Source organism: Fontibacillus forbon, assembly GCF_046559655.1.
Lineage (GTDB): Bacteria > Bacillota > Bacilli > Paenibacillales > Paenibacillaceae > Fontibacillus.
On record NZ_JBKGFV010000005.1, the window covers coordinates 467,951 to 483,613 of the forward strand.

15 protein-coding genes and 1 other annotated feature are annotated in these 15,663 nt (G+C 49.6%); of the genes, 11 read left to right on the plus strand and 4 right to left on the minus strand.

The features are described 5' to 3' along the window. The first annotated feature begins 66 nt into the window (after positions 1-66). The 5 genes from ACLB09_RS20920 to ACLB09_RS20940 all read left to right on the plus strand — a co-directional run bounded on the left by ACLB09_RS20920 (position 67) and on the right by ACLB09_RS20940 (position 6,766). Entirely contained in the window at positions 67-1,647 is a 1,581-nt protein-coding gene (locus ACLB09_RS20920) for a response regulator (protein ID WP_410771788.1), read from the plus strand. A gap of 14 nt (positions 1,648-1,661) precedes the next feature. After that, complete coding sequence (locus tag ACLB09_RS20925; protein ID WP_410771789.1) at positions 1,662-3,410, plus strand: sensor histidine kinase; 1,749 nt, start codon at positions 1,662-1,664, stop codon at positions 3,408-3,410. 568 nt (positions 3,411-3,978) lie between these two features. Continuing rightward, positions 3,979-5,199: an MDR family MFS transporter gene (locus ACLB09_RS20930; protein ID WP_410771790.1), complete on the plus strand. Its 1,221-nt coding sequence runs from the start codon at positions 3,979-3,981 to the stop codon at positions 5,197-5,199. A 284-nt stretch (positions 5,200-5,483) separates the two neighbouring features. Next, positions 5,484-5,753, plus strand: a complete 270-nt coding sequence (locus tag ACLB09_RS20935) for a CD3324 family protein (protein ID WP_410771791.1) — start codon at positions 5,484-5,486, stop codon at positions 5,751-5,753. 155 nt (positions 5,754-5,908) lie between these two features. Further along, entirely contained in the window at positions 5,909-6,766 is an 858-nt protein-coding gene (locus ACLB09_RS20940) for a TrmH family RNA methyltransferase (RefSeq protein WP_410771792.1), read from the plus strand. A gap of 6 nt (positions 6,767-6,772) precedes the next feature. On the opposite strand, the gene ACLB09_RS20945 is transcribed toward ACLB09_RS20940, so the two are convergent. Continuing rightward, the gene (locus ACLB09_RS20945; RefSeq protein ID WP_410771793.1) at positions 6,773-7,339 is read right to left on the minus strand and encodes a hypothetical protein; all 567 of its coding nucleotides are present in this window, start codon (positions 7,337-7,339) and stop codon (positions 6,773-6,775) included. A gap of 103 nt (positions 7,340-7,442) precedes the next feature. Here ACLB09_RS20945 and ACLB09_RS20950 point away from each other — a divergent pair, with 103 nt between their 5' ends. Both ACLB09_RS20950 and ACLB09_RS20955 read left to right on the plus strand, forming a co-directional pair. Further along, a complete protein-coding gene (locus ACLB09_RS20950; protein ID WP_410771794.1) occupies positions 7,443-8,042 on the plus strand; it encodes a TetR/AcrR family transcriptional regulator in 600 nt (199 codons plus the stop codon). A 91-nt stretch (positions 8,043-8,133) separates the two neighbouring features. Next, complete coding sequence (locus ACLB09_RS20955) at positions 8,134-8,397, plus strand: hypothetical protein (protein WP_410771795.1); 264 nt, start codon at positions 8,134-8,136, stop codon at positions 8,395-8,397. 246 nt (positions 8,398-8,643) lie between these two features. On the opposite strand, the gene trpS is transcribed toward ACLB09_RS20955, so the two are convergent. Next, positions 8,644-9,651 (minus strand): tryptophan--tRNA ligase, encoded by a 1,008-nt coding sequence (gene trpS, locus ACLB09_RS20960; RefSeq protein ID WP_410771796.1) that lies wholly within the window; start codon positions 9,649-9,651, stop codon positions 8,644-8,646. Between the two features lie 146 nt (positions 9,652-9,797). Beyond that, positions 9,798-10,098, minus strand: a binding site (T-box leader). A gap of 164 nt (positions 10,099-10,262) precedes the next feature. On the opposite strand from trpS, the gene ACLB09_RS20965 reads away from it, so the two are divergent. The 4 genes from ACLB09_RS20965 to ACLB09_RS20980 all read left to right on the plus strand — a co-directional run bounded on the left by ACLB09_RS20965 (position 10,263) and on the right by ACLB09_RS20980 (position 13,646). Further along, entirely contained in the window at positions 10,263-11,387 is a 1,125-nt protein-coding gene (locus ACLB09_RS20965; protein WP_410771797.1) for an outer membrane lipoprotein-sorting protein, read from the plus strand. A 191-nt stretch (positions 11,388-11,578) separates the two neighbouring features. Further along, positions 11,579-12,763 (plus strand): alanine racemase, encoded by a 1,185-nt coding sequence (gene alr, locus ACLB09_RS20970; RefSeq protein ID WP_410771798.1) that lies wholly within the window; start codon positions 11,579-11,581, stop codon positions 12,761-12,763. A 247-nt stretch (positions 12,764-13,010) separates the two neighbouring features. Then, positions 13,011-13,292, plus strand: a complete 282-nt coding sequence (locus tag ACLB09_RS20975) for a CopG family ribbon-helix-helix protein (RefSeq protein ID WP_018750966.1) — start codon at positions 13,011-13,013, stop codon at positions 13,290-13,292. A 3-nt stretch (positions 13,293-13,295) separates the two neighbouring features. Continuing rightward, on the plus strand, positions 13,296-13,646 hold the full coding sequence (locus ACLB09_RS20980) for a type II toxin-antitoxin system PemK/MazF family toxin (protein WP_114496546.1): 351 nt from the start codon (positions 13,296-13,298) through the stop codon (positions 13,644-13,646). Between the two features lie 150 nt (positions 13,647-13,796). On the opposite strand, the gene ACLB09_RS20985 is transcribed toward ACLB09_RS20980, so the two are convergent. Then, positions 13,797-14,969, minus strand: a complete 1,173-nt coding sequence (locus ACLB09_RS20985) for an ABC transporter permease (RefSeq protein WP_410771799.1) — start codon at positions 14,967-14,969, stop codon at positions 13,797-13,799. After that, positions 14,966-15,646, minus strand: coding sequence for an ABC transporter ATP-binding protein (locus ACLB09_RS20990; RefSeq protein WP_410771827.1), 681 nt, complete (start codon positions 15,644-15,646; stop codon positions 14,966-14,968). Before ACLB09_RS20990 ends, ACLB09_RS20985 begins: the two co-directional genes overlap by 4 nt. Between the last annotated feature and the right edge of the window lie 17 nt (positions 15,647-15,663).

A 15,663-nucleotide genomic window follows, 5' to 3' on the forward strand; every position in this document is an offset into this window, starting at 1 on the left:
TCTGTTCAGGGACATATCGGAACGGTATACTGGATTCAAGATCCTATCCTTGGGAGGATTCTCGATATGTATAAAGTGTTGTTGGCCGATGACGAATTGCTTGATTTGGAAGGGATGAAGCGGTTTATACCGTGGAATGAGCTTGGACTTGAAGTCGTTGATGCCGTCAGCAACGGTTTTATGGCTTGCGAGGTGATGGACCGGCAGCCGATCGATATTCTGGTTACGGATGTGAATATGCCGAATATGTCCGGGCTTGAGCTGGCCCGAATCGCCATCGAAAAGAAGGCGAATGTCAGGATTATTTTTGTAAGCGGTTATCAGGATTTCCATTACGTCAAAGAGGCCCTGTCGTTAAAGGCATGCAGTTATGTGCTGAAACCGATGGATGATGAGGAACTGATCGCCTCGCTGATCGGAATTACCGAGGAATTGAAGCTGGAGGCGAAGCAGCGGGAAGCCGAGGAGAATTACCGCCATATGAAGCCTATGGCCAAAAACGACCTCCTCGTCCGGCTGCTGGAAGGGGAGTTGGTCTGGGATCATTCCGACAGTCTGATGAAACTGGCGGCTTCCTATGATCTGGACCACTTGAAAGGACCGCTTCGCGCCGCAGTGCTTGAAATTGATGATTTGCACTGGCTGAAATCGAAGGATCTGGAGAACGATGCCCATAAAAAACTTGAAAGCTGCCTCAAGCAGCTTTACGAAGTGATCTACAGTAACGGGCTTCACAGCTGCAAATTGACGAGAAACCGGATGGCCGTCGTTCTGCATGGCTCCGGTCTGGGACGAAGTCTTGAAGAAATCCGCGGCTCGATCGATTCCACGATCTCGATGTCTGTAACGGTGGGGTTAGGCGAAGAAGTAGAGCATATCTCCGAACTGACGATATCCTATAAACAGGCGTTGGAAGCGTTGGACGGCAAAATGTTTTTTGGCCGCGGTCAAGTCATCAATTACGAGGATGTCAGAAGGGCGCCTGAGCTAAACGACGCCAAGACACTGGATATTCGTCTGGACGCCTTGTTCAAGGCGATGGCGAATTATGATCTCGTTCGCGTCCACGACGAAATCGACAATTTGTTCAAGTCGGTTTCCACGCTGCGTTCCAAATTTACGGTGTATAATCTGGCGATGTATATCGTGTTCAAACTCGACCATTATTTGCAGGAATTGGATGAGGACCTGTTTGATATGTTGGGGATGGAACTGCACAGCCTCGATGTTGTGCTTAAATTCGAAATGATGGGGGATATCCGTTCCTGGCTCGTCCGTAAAGTGTTTGAAATCTCCGAAATGATCCGGAAAAAGCGAGCTACCAAAAACAGCCGTCTGATCCGGGAAATCTTGAAGACGATGAAGGAGCGAATCAAAGAGAATATCACGCTGAAGGATATCGCGGAGCAATTTTCATTTTCTCCGAACTATCTGGGACATCTGTTTAAAGAAGAAACGGGCAAAAATTTCAGCGAAATGCTGATCAGTATGCGCATGGAACAGGCCCGGGAATTGCTCAAAAACCCGACTTCGAAAATTTATGAAGTTGCCGATCAGGTCGGCTACCGCTATATTCCTTATTTTAGTCGGCAGTTCAAGGAGACGTACGGGATTACCCCGATGGAGTTCCGTAAAGGAGAGCAGTGACGGAGGAAATGATCATGCCCACTTCAGTGAAGAAGCAGCAGCTTAAATATATTCCGTTCGGTTATAAACTGATGATTACCTACATGGTGTTCATTATTTTGCCTGTGATTGCCATAGGCTATTTTTCGCATTCTATGTATCAGGATTCGATCCGCCAGCAAACAAGGAACAATATTCAGGGAACCTTGATTCAAATGAAGGACAACATCGAGTACAAATTAAAAGACGTGGACCGGGTATCGGCGATGTTGTATGGCGACTATTCCCTGATTACCCAACTCAGGCATTATGAAAAAGGATGGGAGAGCTACGAGCGGACCACCAAAATCCTCAAACCCAAATTTTCGATCGCGGTGAAATCTACCGGATTGAATATCGCGATGTATTTATTTTTGGCGAACGAAACGCTTCCGGAGGTTTATTACGGTTCGCTCGACAACGAGCGGCCGGATGAACTCGAAGGAAATTATAATATATACCATTTGAAACGGATTGAGGATAAGCCCTGGCACAGAGAGTTTCCGCCGGAACAATTCGGGGAAACCAAGCTGTGGCAACGGGTAGAGCGGGATATGGAATTCGGACGGATTTCTTTGCTGCGCAGATTGGTCGATTTCGAAAAGCCGCTGGAGCTGAAGGAAATCGGGTTTATGAGAATCAGCGTCAGTACCGAGGAACTGTTTCAGTCGGTGGATTATAGTAAAATCGGGAATGGCAGCGCACTTGTCATCAAGGACGAATACGGGAGAGTTCTTTACCAGTCGGGGACGGTTCCGAAAACGTCCAATGAAAGTCATCCGAATGCGGAATATTTGACCATTCAGGAATCGGTCGGAGACCAGTCCTGGCAGCTAAAGGCCTATGTACCCATGACGGTAATGGAGCAGGATTCGAAAAAGGTGCGTATGTTCATTATCCTGATCTGTTTTTTGTGCCTGGTTATTTTCACCTTTGCGGGCATGTTCATCTCAAGATATTTTTCGATTCGGATGAACAAAATCGTATTCGTGCTGAACGCATTCCGCGAAGGGGATTTGCGCAAACGGATGGGCTACCGGGGGAAAGATGAATTTTCGCAAATTGCTTCGGCGCTGAATGAAATGGGCCGCAACATTGACCAACTGATCGAGCAGGTGTACGTAACCCAAATCGAAAAAAAGGAAGCCGAACTGGAATCGCTGCAAGCCCAGATCAACCCGCATTTTCTCTATAACACGCTGTCTTCGATCAGCCGCTTGGCCCAGTTCGGTGAAGTCGACAAGCTGCAGCGGATGGTGCTGGATCTGGCGAAGTTTTACAGGTTATCCCTGAATGAGGGACGGACCGTAATCCCGATCCGCAGCGAATTGGAGCAGGTTCAAGCCTATATGAATATCCAGACGACCAAATTCGGGGATTCGGTATCCATTTTTTACGATATTGACCCCGAGATTATCAATTTTGTTACCGTGAAGTTAATCTTGCAGCCCTTTATCGAGAATGCGCTGGAGCATGCCTGGTTCGGAAACAGCATCCATATTCGCGTTTCCGGGAAGCGGGAAGGAGCGAACATCGTATTCAAAATCATCGATGACGGCATCGGGATGTCCGAAGAGCTGATCCGGCAAATCTTTGATCCGGTGGAAGGTCTAAACACAGGGTATGGCATCAGGAACGTCAACAGCCGGATCCAACTCCATTTCGGCGCCCAGTACGGAGTTACTATCGGAAGCAGGCCGGGTATCGGTACAACGGTCCAGATCATAATACCTGCCGAACGTTGAATGTCATTGCATAAGGGGTACTTTATTCCTGATTTGGCTGACAGGCGTTTACGGGAAGTGCAAAGAGGGTAAGAGTAAGAGAAATGCGGCGCCGCGGCGAATCGGGATGCTGAATGTTGAATTTCGCATTGTGATTTGCAGCTAAGGCCAGTACCTTTTTTTGCAAAGGAGTTATGACATGAATCTCAGCGTACATAGCCCCGTGCCTTATCATTCCCAATACCCCAAGTCATCAGCGGCTAATAGGGAAAAAAGAAATGATAATCATAGTGCTTCTCTCAGTTTCCATGACATTTTACTTGAGAAAATGAAAACGAACCGGGAGCGGCAGCCATCCGGAGCAAATAGGATTACTGCGTCTGGACAAGTCTAAAGGCATGATTCATTACTTTGCTAAATAGTTTCTCTTCATTAAAATAGTTCCCCCTAGTCCAAAGTCATCGTCTGTTAGCGAAACAGCGACGGCTTTTGGACTTTTTTTCTTTTCCTTCGAATTTCTTGACAGATAACGGCATCTCGGTTTTAATAGTCCAATAGTTTTTAAATTCGATCAGGAAAGGCGTAGCTTATGAACGCAAACTTGAGACAAATTCATCCGTTATCATGGACCATCATCATTGGGACGATTTTTGGCCGGATGGCAACTTCGATGAGCATACCCTTTCTCTCCATCTACCTGATCAACCGGTTGGGCGCTTCGCCCTCGCAGGCAGGCATTGTGGTTGCGGTAAGTTCGCTGATTGGCGTATTTGCAAGCTTTTATGGCGGCTACATATCGGATGTCATCGGTCGCAAGAAGGTGCTGTTTATTTCAATTTTCGGTTGGGCTGTCGTATTTGTCGGTTTCGCTCTGGCGAATCAAATCTGGATGTTCTTCGTCATTAACGCGCTTAACGGACTTTGCCGCGCGATGTTCGAGCCGACGTCCCGCGCCCTGCTGGCGGACATCACTCCGCAAGAGAGTAAACTGCTCGTATTCAATCTCCGCTATGCCGCCATTAATCTGGGGGTCGTGGCCGGGCCGATTCTTGGATTGCAAATGGGCAATTCCAATTCGGGAAGCGCGTTCTACATAGCCGGCCTTGTTTACTTTTGCTATGGGGCGGTTCTGGTCGCCCAGTTTCTGGTGCATAAAGAGATTGGCGGGGTGTCGGAGCAAAGCAGTGACAGACTGACTCTAAAAGGGGCGCTGCGGATCACCGGAAGGGATCGTACATTTGTATATGTCTTGATCGGGATGATCTTTTGCGTGCTGGGTTACGGACATTTCAGCTCGACGCTGGCACAGTATTTGGAGTTAAGTCCAAGCTTCACGGACGGGGCCAAATGGTTCGGTTATATGCTGTCGCTGAATGCGGTCGTGGTATTGGTGGTTCAGTTCCCGCTGGTCCGGTTCTCCAGCCGCTTTTCTCCTATCGTGCCGCTGATTGCAGGGAATCTTTGCGTATCCTGCAGCCTGCTCGTATTCGGCCTTGTTCCTAATATTTGGACGATGATGTTTGGGGTTGTCCTGTTTACGATCGGCGAAGTTTTAATGTTCACCATGACGGATGTGCTGGTGGATCGGATCGCTCCGCATGAACTCCGGGGGACCTATTTCGGTATGTTCGGATTTAACAATCTTGGGAATGTTATGGCCCCATTGCTGGGCGGGTTTCTACTGGATGCGATTGGCGTAAGTCAGCCCTTACTGATCTTCGGGATCATCGCGCTTACAGCGGCGTTCGGACTGCCGTTCTTGCTTTTGGCCAAGCGGCATCTGCCTGAAGAACAAGCTCGAAGGGAATGACCGGAAATGATGTGAACGATGTTATATCCTTTTTATGGAATATGGAAGATATTTATGTAAAGTGCTGCTTAAGCGTGAAAGGAGGATCCGAAAAATGGTTTGGGTTATCGATTTCGTACTCGCTGGGCTCCATGCAAAGTCTGCAGGATCGACTGGGGCGATAACTTGCATGGAGCGGTAATGAATTATCGCCTATTTAAACGGAATGGCTATTTCCATTCATAGTTGATTACCGCAGGCTTTGCTCCCTTAAATTCAAAAAGAAATTAAGGAGCGGAGCAAAGATGAAATATATCAAAGCGGAAGTCGTTTTACCGGAAGATTTATTGAGAGAACTCCAGAAATATGTTCAAGGAACTACCCTGTACATTCCTATGTGTGAAGGGGTACGCAAAAAGTGGGGCGAAAACTCCGGAAGCCGGGATTTGCTGAGTCATCGAAATCAGGAAATTCGCAATAAATTCCGAGAGGGACACTCCATTGATTTTCTCGCCGAGTCCTTCTGTCTCTCTTACGACAGCATTAAGCGCATCGTCTATTCGAAACAACGATAAAATCAAAGCCCGACCGCTGATCTCTAGCGGCGGGCTTTTTTGTTTTTACAGCACCGATGTGTCAAGAACAGGTAGGAACCGAACTTGATGTATCGATCGCAAGTTTGATCCATTAAGGTTAAAGGCATAAGCCAGGCATAAAGGAACGATGGGTTATGGTTTCTGCGGAAATAGCTTTAATACTCGATAAGTATCGCCATAAGATCAAAGCGGTCGGCATGCATCATGAAAAAATAGTGGAACTCAGGCGCATGCTGAGTCACGGTACTGCCGAACAGTCACGGCTGCGATTTGCCGCCGAAGGGATGTGGTCGCAGCAAAAACTGCTTACGGCGGGGCTGCCGATTAGCGCCTTCTTTTTTTGTCCGGAATGCGCATATAGCCAGGAAGCGGTGCAATTGGCCGAGAAAATGATCCATGCGGCCGGCGAGGTATACTTGATTTCCCAAAAGGTACTTGAAAAGCTGGGCGACCGGGATAAACCCGACGGCTTCCTGTCGATTGGGGAATTGCCCATGATTACGGCACAGGAGCTTATCCTGCCGGATAACGCTCTGGTTATGGTACTGGACGGCCTGGAGTCGCCCGGTAATATCGGCACCATCCTGCGGAGTTGCGACGGAGCGGGAGTGGACGCTGTATTGATCTGCAACACCAAAGTAAAACTGACCCATCCCAAACTAATCAAAGCCAGTATGGGGGCGGCATTTGTGGTCCCCGTGGTTTGTTTTGCGACAGCGGAGCATTGTGTGGATTGGCTGGTTTCCCGGGGGTACGAGATTTATCTGGCTGATTCCTCGGCGGAGGAAGGTTATAAGGCAGCCCGGCGGCGCGGCGGCAATACGGCCCTCGTTGCGGGCAGTGAACGCTATGGCCTTTCCGAAGCTTGGCACGGTGGAGGGGAAGCGATCCGCAAAGTTTCGATCCCGATGCACGGGATATGCGATTCCTTGAATGTCGGGATTGCCGCTTCGATCCTCATTTATGAGCTAAGTACTACACCGTTGGGATAGATGCCGTTAGAGACCGGATGAGGTGTTGCCTTTGGTTTTCGCCTGTCTGGGCCAAATGAAGTAGCTGCATGTGATGATAAAATCGATGCCCAGCACAAGGCACCATAATTTAAGTACGCCGCTTAGCGCCTCGGTTCTGGCAGGGTCATCAATCCAATAAATGAGGCCGATGAGCAGTCCGGCTCCGATCAGGAACGACAGGATATGGCGGAAGAAGCCTTTAAGATAATGCTTTGCGTAGTCCATTCCGTACCGTTTGACCGGTTTTGCGGCGACCTCTTTGGCGATATAGTACCGGAATCGTTCATCGGCCCAGCCGATCATGACTTTGCCGAAAGCGATCGATACGCCGATATAGACGGCGGCAATGGCATGGGCCGTAGTGGCTTCAGCTCCGCGATGCAAATCGAGGCCGGTCATGACCAGGAGGATCAGATCGATCACTGGAGTCAACGCCAGCAGGAATAACCCCAGCTTTGGCAATTTGAAAAAATATCGTACGGTCAGACCGGCAATGATGACGACCCAAAAGGCAATTTCGCAGGCAACAATCATCCAGGCTACGTTAGTCATATTCTCTCCTTTTTGAAAAATAAAATTTGATGGTTTTGTTTTTATATAATACATTTGTATTAAAAAAATGTCCATCACGTTTTTTTTCTGATACACTGGACATATGCCAAAACAAGTAGATCATGAACAAAGAAAACAAAATATCGCGGAAGCTACATGGCGGGTCATTGTAAACGAGGGTATGGAAGGAGCCACCGTGCGGAACATCGCCAAAGAAGCCGGCTTGTCGCTAGGCGCGCTGAGGCATGACTTTCCTTCCCAGGAGAGCCTCTTGGCTTACGCTATGAACCTGGTGAAGGAGAGGGCAGGGCAACGTATCGCGTCTATAGCGGCTCAGGATATTCCTGCCAAGGACAAAGTACTTGGCATGCTGTTGGAAATCGTACCGACCGATGACCAAACAAGGGCGGAAATGGAGGTATGGTTTGTATTCACGGCCTATTACAGCCATAAGCGGGATAGCTTCGATGCTCAACATGACGGGATATTTAGCATGGTTAAGATTATTCTTGCTCATCTAGACCAAGCTGGGCTATTAAAGCAGGGAGCTCGGATGGACATGGAGGCGGAGATGCTGTACGCGTTGGTGGACGGCCTGGCCATGCATGCTTTGCTCGATCCGCAGCGACTGGACAAAGAGCGGGTCACCCGGGTGCTGGAAAGCTATCTGGATTCCATAAGCCATTTTCCGGCAGAAAAATAGTGAGACGTCCCGATGAGCCGGGACACCTGCCCAATCTTTCTTGGAGTTTGGCACGTATACTGTGTCATGACCTAGAGGAGGTGAGGGATTTTTGACGGCGACGGCACGTGGAAATCTGGCCCGGAAGTATCTGGGTAAGCCGGTTCGGATCAAGACAAAAACCGGAGCAGTCTTCTACGGTAAGATCGTGAAAGTAGGAAACGGCAGGCTGTATCTCAAGACCGACGCGGTTCATAGCAAAGGCAGCAAGGCCCACGCGACCTTTGCTCCGATTATTTTACCTCTGGTACTGTTCGATTTGCTGGCGATCCTGCTGCTGGAGAGAAGACCGAGACGGAGGAGAAGACGGCGGTAATCAAAAAAACGGTTGGCGCAATGAACAATTTGCCCAACCGTTTTTGATTACAAATAACTGTATTACCTACAGTTAATTCGGGAGTTGAAGCTCTTTTTGTGAATTAACTGGAAAACCTCCAGCTAAATACGAGATTTTTGCAGATATCGGCCTGAAACGGAAGATATAACTGTAGGTTTTACAGTTATTATCTATCATGAGCCATTTAGTATGGAAATTAGCTGCATGAAATCCTGTTAATCTTCTTCAGGTGCTTCGGAAATAGTCCAGTCCCATCGCTTCGCGCACCTCGGACAAGGTTTCCCGCGCAATCTCCCGGGCCCGTCTCGTCCCCTCCATGAGGATCTCGTCGAGGTCGCGAGGGTTGCCCGCATAACGGGAGCGCCGTTCGCGCATCGGCTCAAGCAGCGTGTTGAGCGAGGCCGCGAGGCGAAGTTTGCATTCGGTGCAACCGATCGATCCGCGTTCGCAGGCTTCCTGGATTTCCGGGGCTTCCGAAGGCTCGAATACTTTGTGGTATGCAAAAATCGTACACACCTCTGGATGTCCGGGATCATGTCTTCGGACCCGGGCCGGGTCTGTGACCGCCCGGCGGATTTTATGGGACAATTGTTCCGGCGTAATGTCCAGTTCTATGGCGTTGCCGAGGCTTTTGCTCATCTTCGCGTTGCCGTCGGTGCCAACCAGCCGCGGCGTTTCGCTGATCAGCGCTTGCGGTTCGGGAAATACGGGCCGGTACAGCTCATTGAACCGGCGCACGACTTTCCGGGCAAGCTCCAGATGAGGGAGTTGATCTTCGCCTACAGGGACAATCGAGGCTTTGCAGAAAGTAATGTCGGCCGCCTGGCTTACAGGATAGCCTAGAAAACCGTAATACAGTTCGTCGAGGCTGTTGCCTTTCGACTCGGATTTGATCGTAGGGTTGTGGCGCAGTGCATTTACCGTGACGAACATAGAGAAGAAAACGGTCAGTTCGGCGATTTCCGGAACCATGGATTGGACGAATATCGTAGCCTGATTAGGATCGATCCCAACCGCCAAATAGTCGAGGGCCACCTCGCGCAAATGCTCCCGGATAGAGTCCGGTCTGTCAAAATGGGTTGTCAGCGCCTGAACATCGGCGAGAAGAATATAAGAGTCATACTTGTTTTGCAGTATCACGCGGTTTTGCAAACTGCCGACGTAATGGCCGAGATGAAGTTTTCCGGTCACGCGGTCGCCCGTAAGCATCCGCTCTTTGTGTTTCTGGTTCATTTGATTTCCTCCTTAAATTGAGAACCCGATTCTCCGAAGAGAACAGGTCATTGTAAACGGGAACTGAACAGCGAATCGAGCTGCGCCACCACCAGCCATCTTCCACGGCCATCACCTCCTTGAAAAAATAAAAAAAACTCCGTCCGCATAAGGACGAAGTTATCGTGGTACCACCTTAATTGACCGTTCCGCCTCTGTAATGGGGGGAAGGGCCGTCTCGACCGGTACGGAGAATGAACCTGAACTATTATGAAATCCCGATATTCTCGATACCTGTCCCTTGATAACGGCGGGAATCCCGGCTATACCTACTTTGTCCTGGGCGGACAGTTCGGCAAAGCAACTCCGAAGGCCATTCGATCAAACGCGGAATACCGGTTCACAGCGGCCACCGGCTCTCTGAAATCCCTGCATGTCTGTCTACTTACCCTTCATCACAGTTGTTCACAAATATAGATTTATATTACTTCTACAGCCGCGCAAGGTCAACGTAAAATGAAACCGTAAGAGAAGTCTCTTTCGGCCAAGCCGGAACTCGTCTGCATAATCGGCCAAGTTCCCTCATAGACATGTATCAGTTTAGGAAATCAAACTGCAGAGGGGATGATCTCATGCGTCGGATCGCAAAGATGCTGACTATTTTGATCGTGTTAAGCATCGTACTGGCCGCATGCGGGAAAAAGGATGCCGCCGGCGTCGTCAAGGATTTGGACAAAGTGGTTACCAAATTGGAAAGCTATCAGGGCTCCGGCATCATGACGTTGTATACAGGTGAGAAGCCCCAGGAGTACAAAGTCGAGGTCTGGTATCAAAATCCGTCCTTTTACCGGATCGCGCTTACCAATGCCGAGAAGGACGTGACCCAGATCGTTCTCCGCAATGAGCAGGGCGTATACGTTCTGACTCCAAGCCTGAACAAAAGCTTCCGCTTCCAGAGCGATTGGCCGGAAAATCAGGGCCAGGTATACCTTTATCAAACATTGGTACGAAGCATTTTGAGCGACGGCTCCCGTCAATTCGTGAGCGACAAGGACAGCTATGTATTTGAAGTTGCGGCCAATTATAATACGCATGCGCTCGTGCGTCAGAAAATCTGGCTGGCAAAAGATAACTATGCGCCAAAACAGGTGCAGGTTTCGGATTCTCAGGCTAAGGTAGTCGTCGAGGTCAAATTCGACAAATTTGATTTTAACACCAAGTTCGATAATAAATCTTTCGATATGCAGCATAATCTGGATACGGCGGCCCAGGATGCCAAAGGAACGCTGCTGGAAGTCGATGAGAACGGTATGCTGGTTGAAAAGGCACCGGAGGCGGACCAGAATGAACAGGCATCGGAGGATACCGCTACTGGGGGGGAAGATGAAACAGGAAACGCTGCGCTTCCGGCAATATCCGATCCTTTTGGCGTAATCATTCCGACCTATTTGCCTGACGGTGTTGTTTATCAGGATGATAAAATCGTCGAAGACAGTGACCGGAGTCTGGTGCTTCTGCGCTATGACGGTACATATCAATTCACGCTCACGGAAACCAGGTCTCCGGACCGGACGGCCTCGCTGGTTCCCGGCGAATTGATTGACCTTGGCTTTACTGCCGGATTGTTGACCGGCGATGAACTTCAAACGTTGACGTGGACCACGGACGGCTTGGAGTTCCGGATTACGAGCGATAATCTTCCTGTCACCGAAATGGTGAAGATCGCCGCTTCTATGCAGGACCAAACGGGTAAATAATATAGTATAGTAGGCGGATTACGGACGTTCAGGTGAAATGCATCATCTGGAACCCGTCTATTCGCCTCTTTCTTCATTAGATGCCTTCTCTCGGATTTGACAGCCGCTCCCCGGGACATTACCATTAGTGTATTGTTTGAGTATTTATTTTGGAGCATGGACTTTCAATCATTAGAGAAGGTGACCTAGAAGTGCAAGTGATGTATCGACCGACCCGGGCATTAATTGATTTGGACGCATTGTATTCCAATTATGCGGAACTGCGGCAGGGATTGCCGGCAGACATGAAACTGCTCGCATGTGTAAAAGCTAATGCTTATGGACATGGCGCAGTGACTGTAGCGAAGGAACTAGAACGGTATGGAGCGGATTATCTCAGCGTCGCTTTTCTGGATGAAGCGCTGGAACTTCGCCATGCCGGGATCAAACTCCCGATCCTGGTGCTGGGATACACGCCGCCTCATGGCGTGAGAGCCGCATGGGAGCATGATATCACGTTGAATGTGTTCAGCCAGGACGTGCTGGAGTATATCGGAGACCTTGATCCTTCGGCATTTTCGCACAGACTAAAAGTCCATATCAAAATCGACTCCGGCATGGGACGCCTTGGCTTGCTTCCCGGAGAAGAAGCGGTTGCGTTCGTTCGCACTGCACAGCAGATTCCGCATCTGGAAGTTGAGGGGTTGTTCACTCACTATGCCACGGCGGATGAAGAAGACAAGAGCTATACATTGGAACAATACCGGCGTTTTCAGGACGTGGTCGATGCGCTGCGGGAGGATGGATTCCACATCCCGATTATACATACGGGCAACAGCGCCATTGCCATTGATTTGCCGGAACTGTCGTGCCGAATGGTGAGAATCGGCATCGCTTTATACGGTCTTTATCCTTCAGACGAAGTCGAGAGGGACCGTATTAAGCTAAGCCCCATTTTAACGTTGAAGACGGAATTGGTGAGGGTCAAAACGATGCCCCCCCATTCCGCCATTAGTTACGGGGCTAAATATGTAACCGACCGGGAGGAAAGAATAGGTACGCTCCCGATCGGCTATGCCGACGGTTATTCCCGGATGCTTGGCGGCAAGGCGCAAGTATTGATACGCGGACGCCGCGTTCCTGTGGTCGGAACAATCTGTATGGACCAATGTATGGTATCGCTACAACCTTTGGCCGATATGGCCGAAGAAATTCAAGCCGGCGAGGAGGTTGTGCTCATCGGCCAGCAGTCCGGCGGGCAAATTACCGCAGACGAACTGGCCTCCGCATTAGGAACCATCCACTATGAGTTGGTATGCATGCTGGCCCATCGTGTTCCCCGAGTGTACGTCAGCTCAGGGAAATCCGATATTGTGGTCAACCCTCTTTTGCCATAAAACCAGAGGGTATGACAAAAACCAACAAAACTTTTTTCCTGTATGAAGGAATTTATGCCAGTACTAGCGAATGAATAAACATGGAAATGATCAGGTATGTACGGCAATGTCATTTTTGTTTATAATGAGATGCAGCATACTTGATATACTGACGGCATATACTTCTTTTGTATATATTTCCTTGAATAATGCTATACTGAATGACAAGGAATCAGGGTCGACAAGGTTTTGGGGGTGGAAGTTAGGGATGGCCAACATGCATAACACCAAAAGAATCATGATTAGTTTACCGGATCATCTTTTGCAAGAAGTGGATGGAATCGTGGCGATGGAGAATTCCAATCGCAGCGAGTTGATCAGGCAGGCCATGAAACTGTACTTGAATGAGCGGAAGAAAAGATTTATCCGTGAATCGATGCAGCGCGGCTATATGGAGATGGCAAAAATCAATTTGTCCATGGCCTCTGAAGCATTCCATGCGGAGGAAGATGCAGACATCACTCTGGACCGCCTAGTAAGCGGGGTGTAACCATTGATCGTAAAGCGCGGCGACGTTTTTTTTGCAGACCTCTCCCCTGTGGTAGGTTCCGAGCAGGGAGGGGTAAGACCGGTGCTTATTATCCAGAATGATATCGGCAACCGATTCAGCCCTACGGCGATCGTTGCCGCCATCACGGCACAAATTCAGAAAGCGAAGCTGCCGACTCATGTAGAGATCGATGCGGCGACGCATGGATTTGACCGGGATTCCGTTATTTTGCTGGAACAAATCCGCACGATCGACAAACAGAGATTAACCGACAAAATTACGCATTTAGACGAAGAGACGATGAAAAAGGTGAATGACGCTTTGTTGATCAGTCTCGGTTTAATTGATTTTTAACTATACAGCCAGGCAGGGTCGATGATCCTTGCCCGGCCGGGCGCTCCGAACGGCTTGTTCGGGGCGCTTTTTTCTGCTTGAAAAAAGCAGCGGCATGCCTCTATGAAAGAAGCAAACCGCTGTTGATGTATCGTATTGCTTGAAGTGATATCAATCCGTGCGCAATGCGTAGATCGGCCTCAGCTTGGCGGCCTTGTTGGCCGGGATCATGCCGAATAGGATACCGATGAATAAGGAGAACCCGAATGATATAAACACGATCGGCATGGAAACCGAGGTGGAAAGGGAAGAGTAATGACCGATCAATGAGCTTGCTCCATAGCCGAGCCCGACCCCGATCAAACCTCCAAGGCCGCTTAATGCCGTGGACTCGACCATAAACTGCAACAGAATGTTTCTCTTTTTTGCTCCGATAGCCTTGCGTATTCCGATCTCACGCGTCCGTTCGCTCACGGAGACGAGCATAATATTCATAATCCCGATCCCGCCTACTAGCAGGGAAATGCCGGCTATTCCGCCTAGCGCAAGCGAGAGCATTTGCGTCGTGGAGTTTAAAGTGTCGAGCATTTCCTGAGAATTAAATACGGTGTAGGCATTATCCGCGTTCAAGAACTTTTTATCGAGCGCGGCCTCCAGCGCCGTTTTTACTTGATCGATTTGCTTCGTATCTTCAATCTGAACGGTGATAGAACGGACGCCCCGGCTTCGCAGAAAGCGTTCCGCCGTGCTGATCGGAATCAGGATTTTATTATCGTTGGAACCGGTCAGGCTGGAACCCTTCGATTCCAGCAGGCCGACGATTTTGAAGCTGGTCCCGTTTAACTGGATACTTTGGCCGACGGGATCTGCCGTTCCAAGAAAGGTGCTGGCCGTTTCAGTCCCGATCAAAGCGACCTTCATCCTGAATTCATTGTCCAGATCCAGAATGTAACGCCCGGCCTGGACGTGGAAATCCTGCACCTCTTCATACGACGGCGCAATGCCCTCGATGGACACGGTATCGTTGACCGTGTCTTTTTTGGCTGTGGCGGACCCGCTCACCACGGGGGATACCGCCTTTACTCCCTCGATGTCGGCAAGCTGCATCGCTTCCTCGTAAGACAGCGAAGTCGTATTCCCGCGTCCGGTAATGCTGACGGTCAACAAATCCGTACCCAGACCTTCGAGCTGTTCCGTGATTTGTGAGGTAGTTCCTTGCCCCACGGATACAAGCGTAATGACGGAAGAAACCCCGATAATGATGCCAAGCATGGTCAGCAATGACCGTATCTTTGAACCGATAATACTTTTCCAGGCCATTTTGATGCTTTGCAGCAAATTCATACCGCAAGCCCCCGATCCTCGACGATCATCCCGTCCTGAATGCTGATGATTCGCTTGGCCTGCTCCGCAATGGAGAGGTCGTGGGTAATGATAATGATCGTATGTCCCAGCCGGTTGAGTTCTTTCATTTTTTCCATAACTTCGATCCCGGTTTTGCTATCCAGCGCTCCAGTGGGCTCATCGGCCAAGAGTACGGGGGGATTTCCTGCGATTGCTCGCGCAATGGCTACCCGCTGCTGCTGTCCGCCGGACAGCTCGGAGGGCTTATGATGCATCCGGTCGGCCAAACCAACCAGGCCAAGCGCTTCCTCGATGGCTTTTTTTCGCTCTTTGGACGGTACATTGCGGTAAATAAGAGGGAGCTCTACATTTTCGAATGCCGTAAGCTTGGGTAGAAGATTGAACTGCTGGAAGATGAATCCGATCTTTTCATTTCGGATCACGGCCAGTTTATTGTCCGATAGCTTTTTGACATCTTGGCCATCGAGCAGATAAGTTCCTTCATTAGCTATATCCAGGCAGCCGAGCATGTTCATCAAGGTAGATTTGCCGGAACCGGAAGGACCGATGATGGCCACAAATTCTCCCCGATGAATCTGGAAACTGATGTCACTGAGAACGGGAACAAGCTCTCCGGCCATGCGGTAGCCGTGTCCGAGAGAGGAAACGCTGATCATAGGCTGCTGCAATTCAG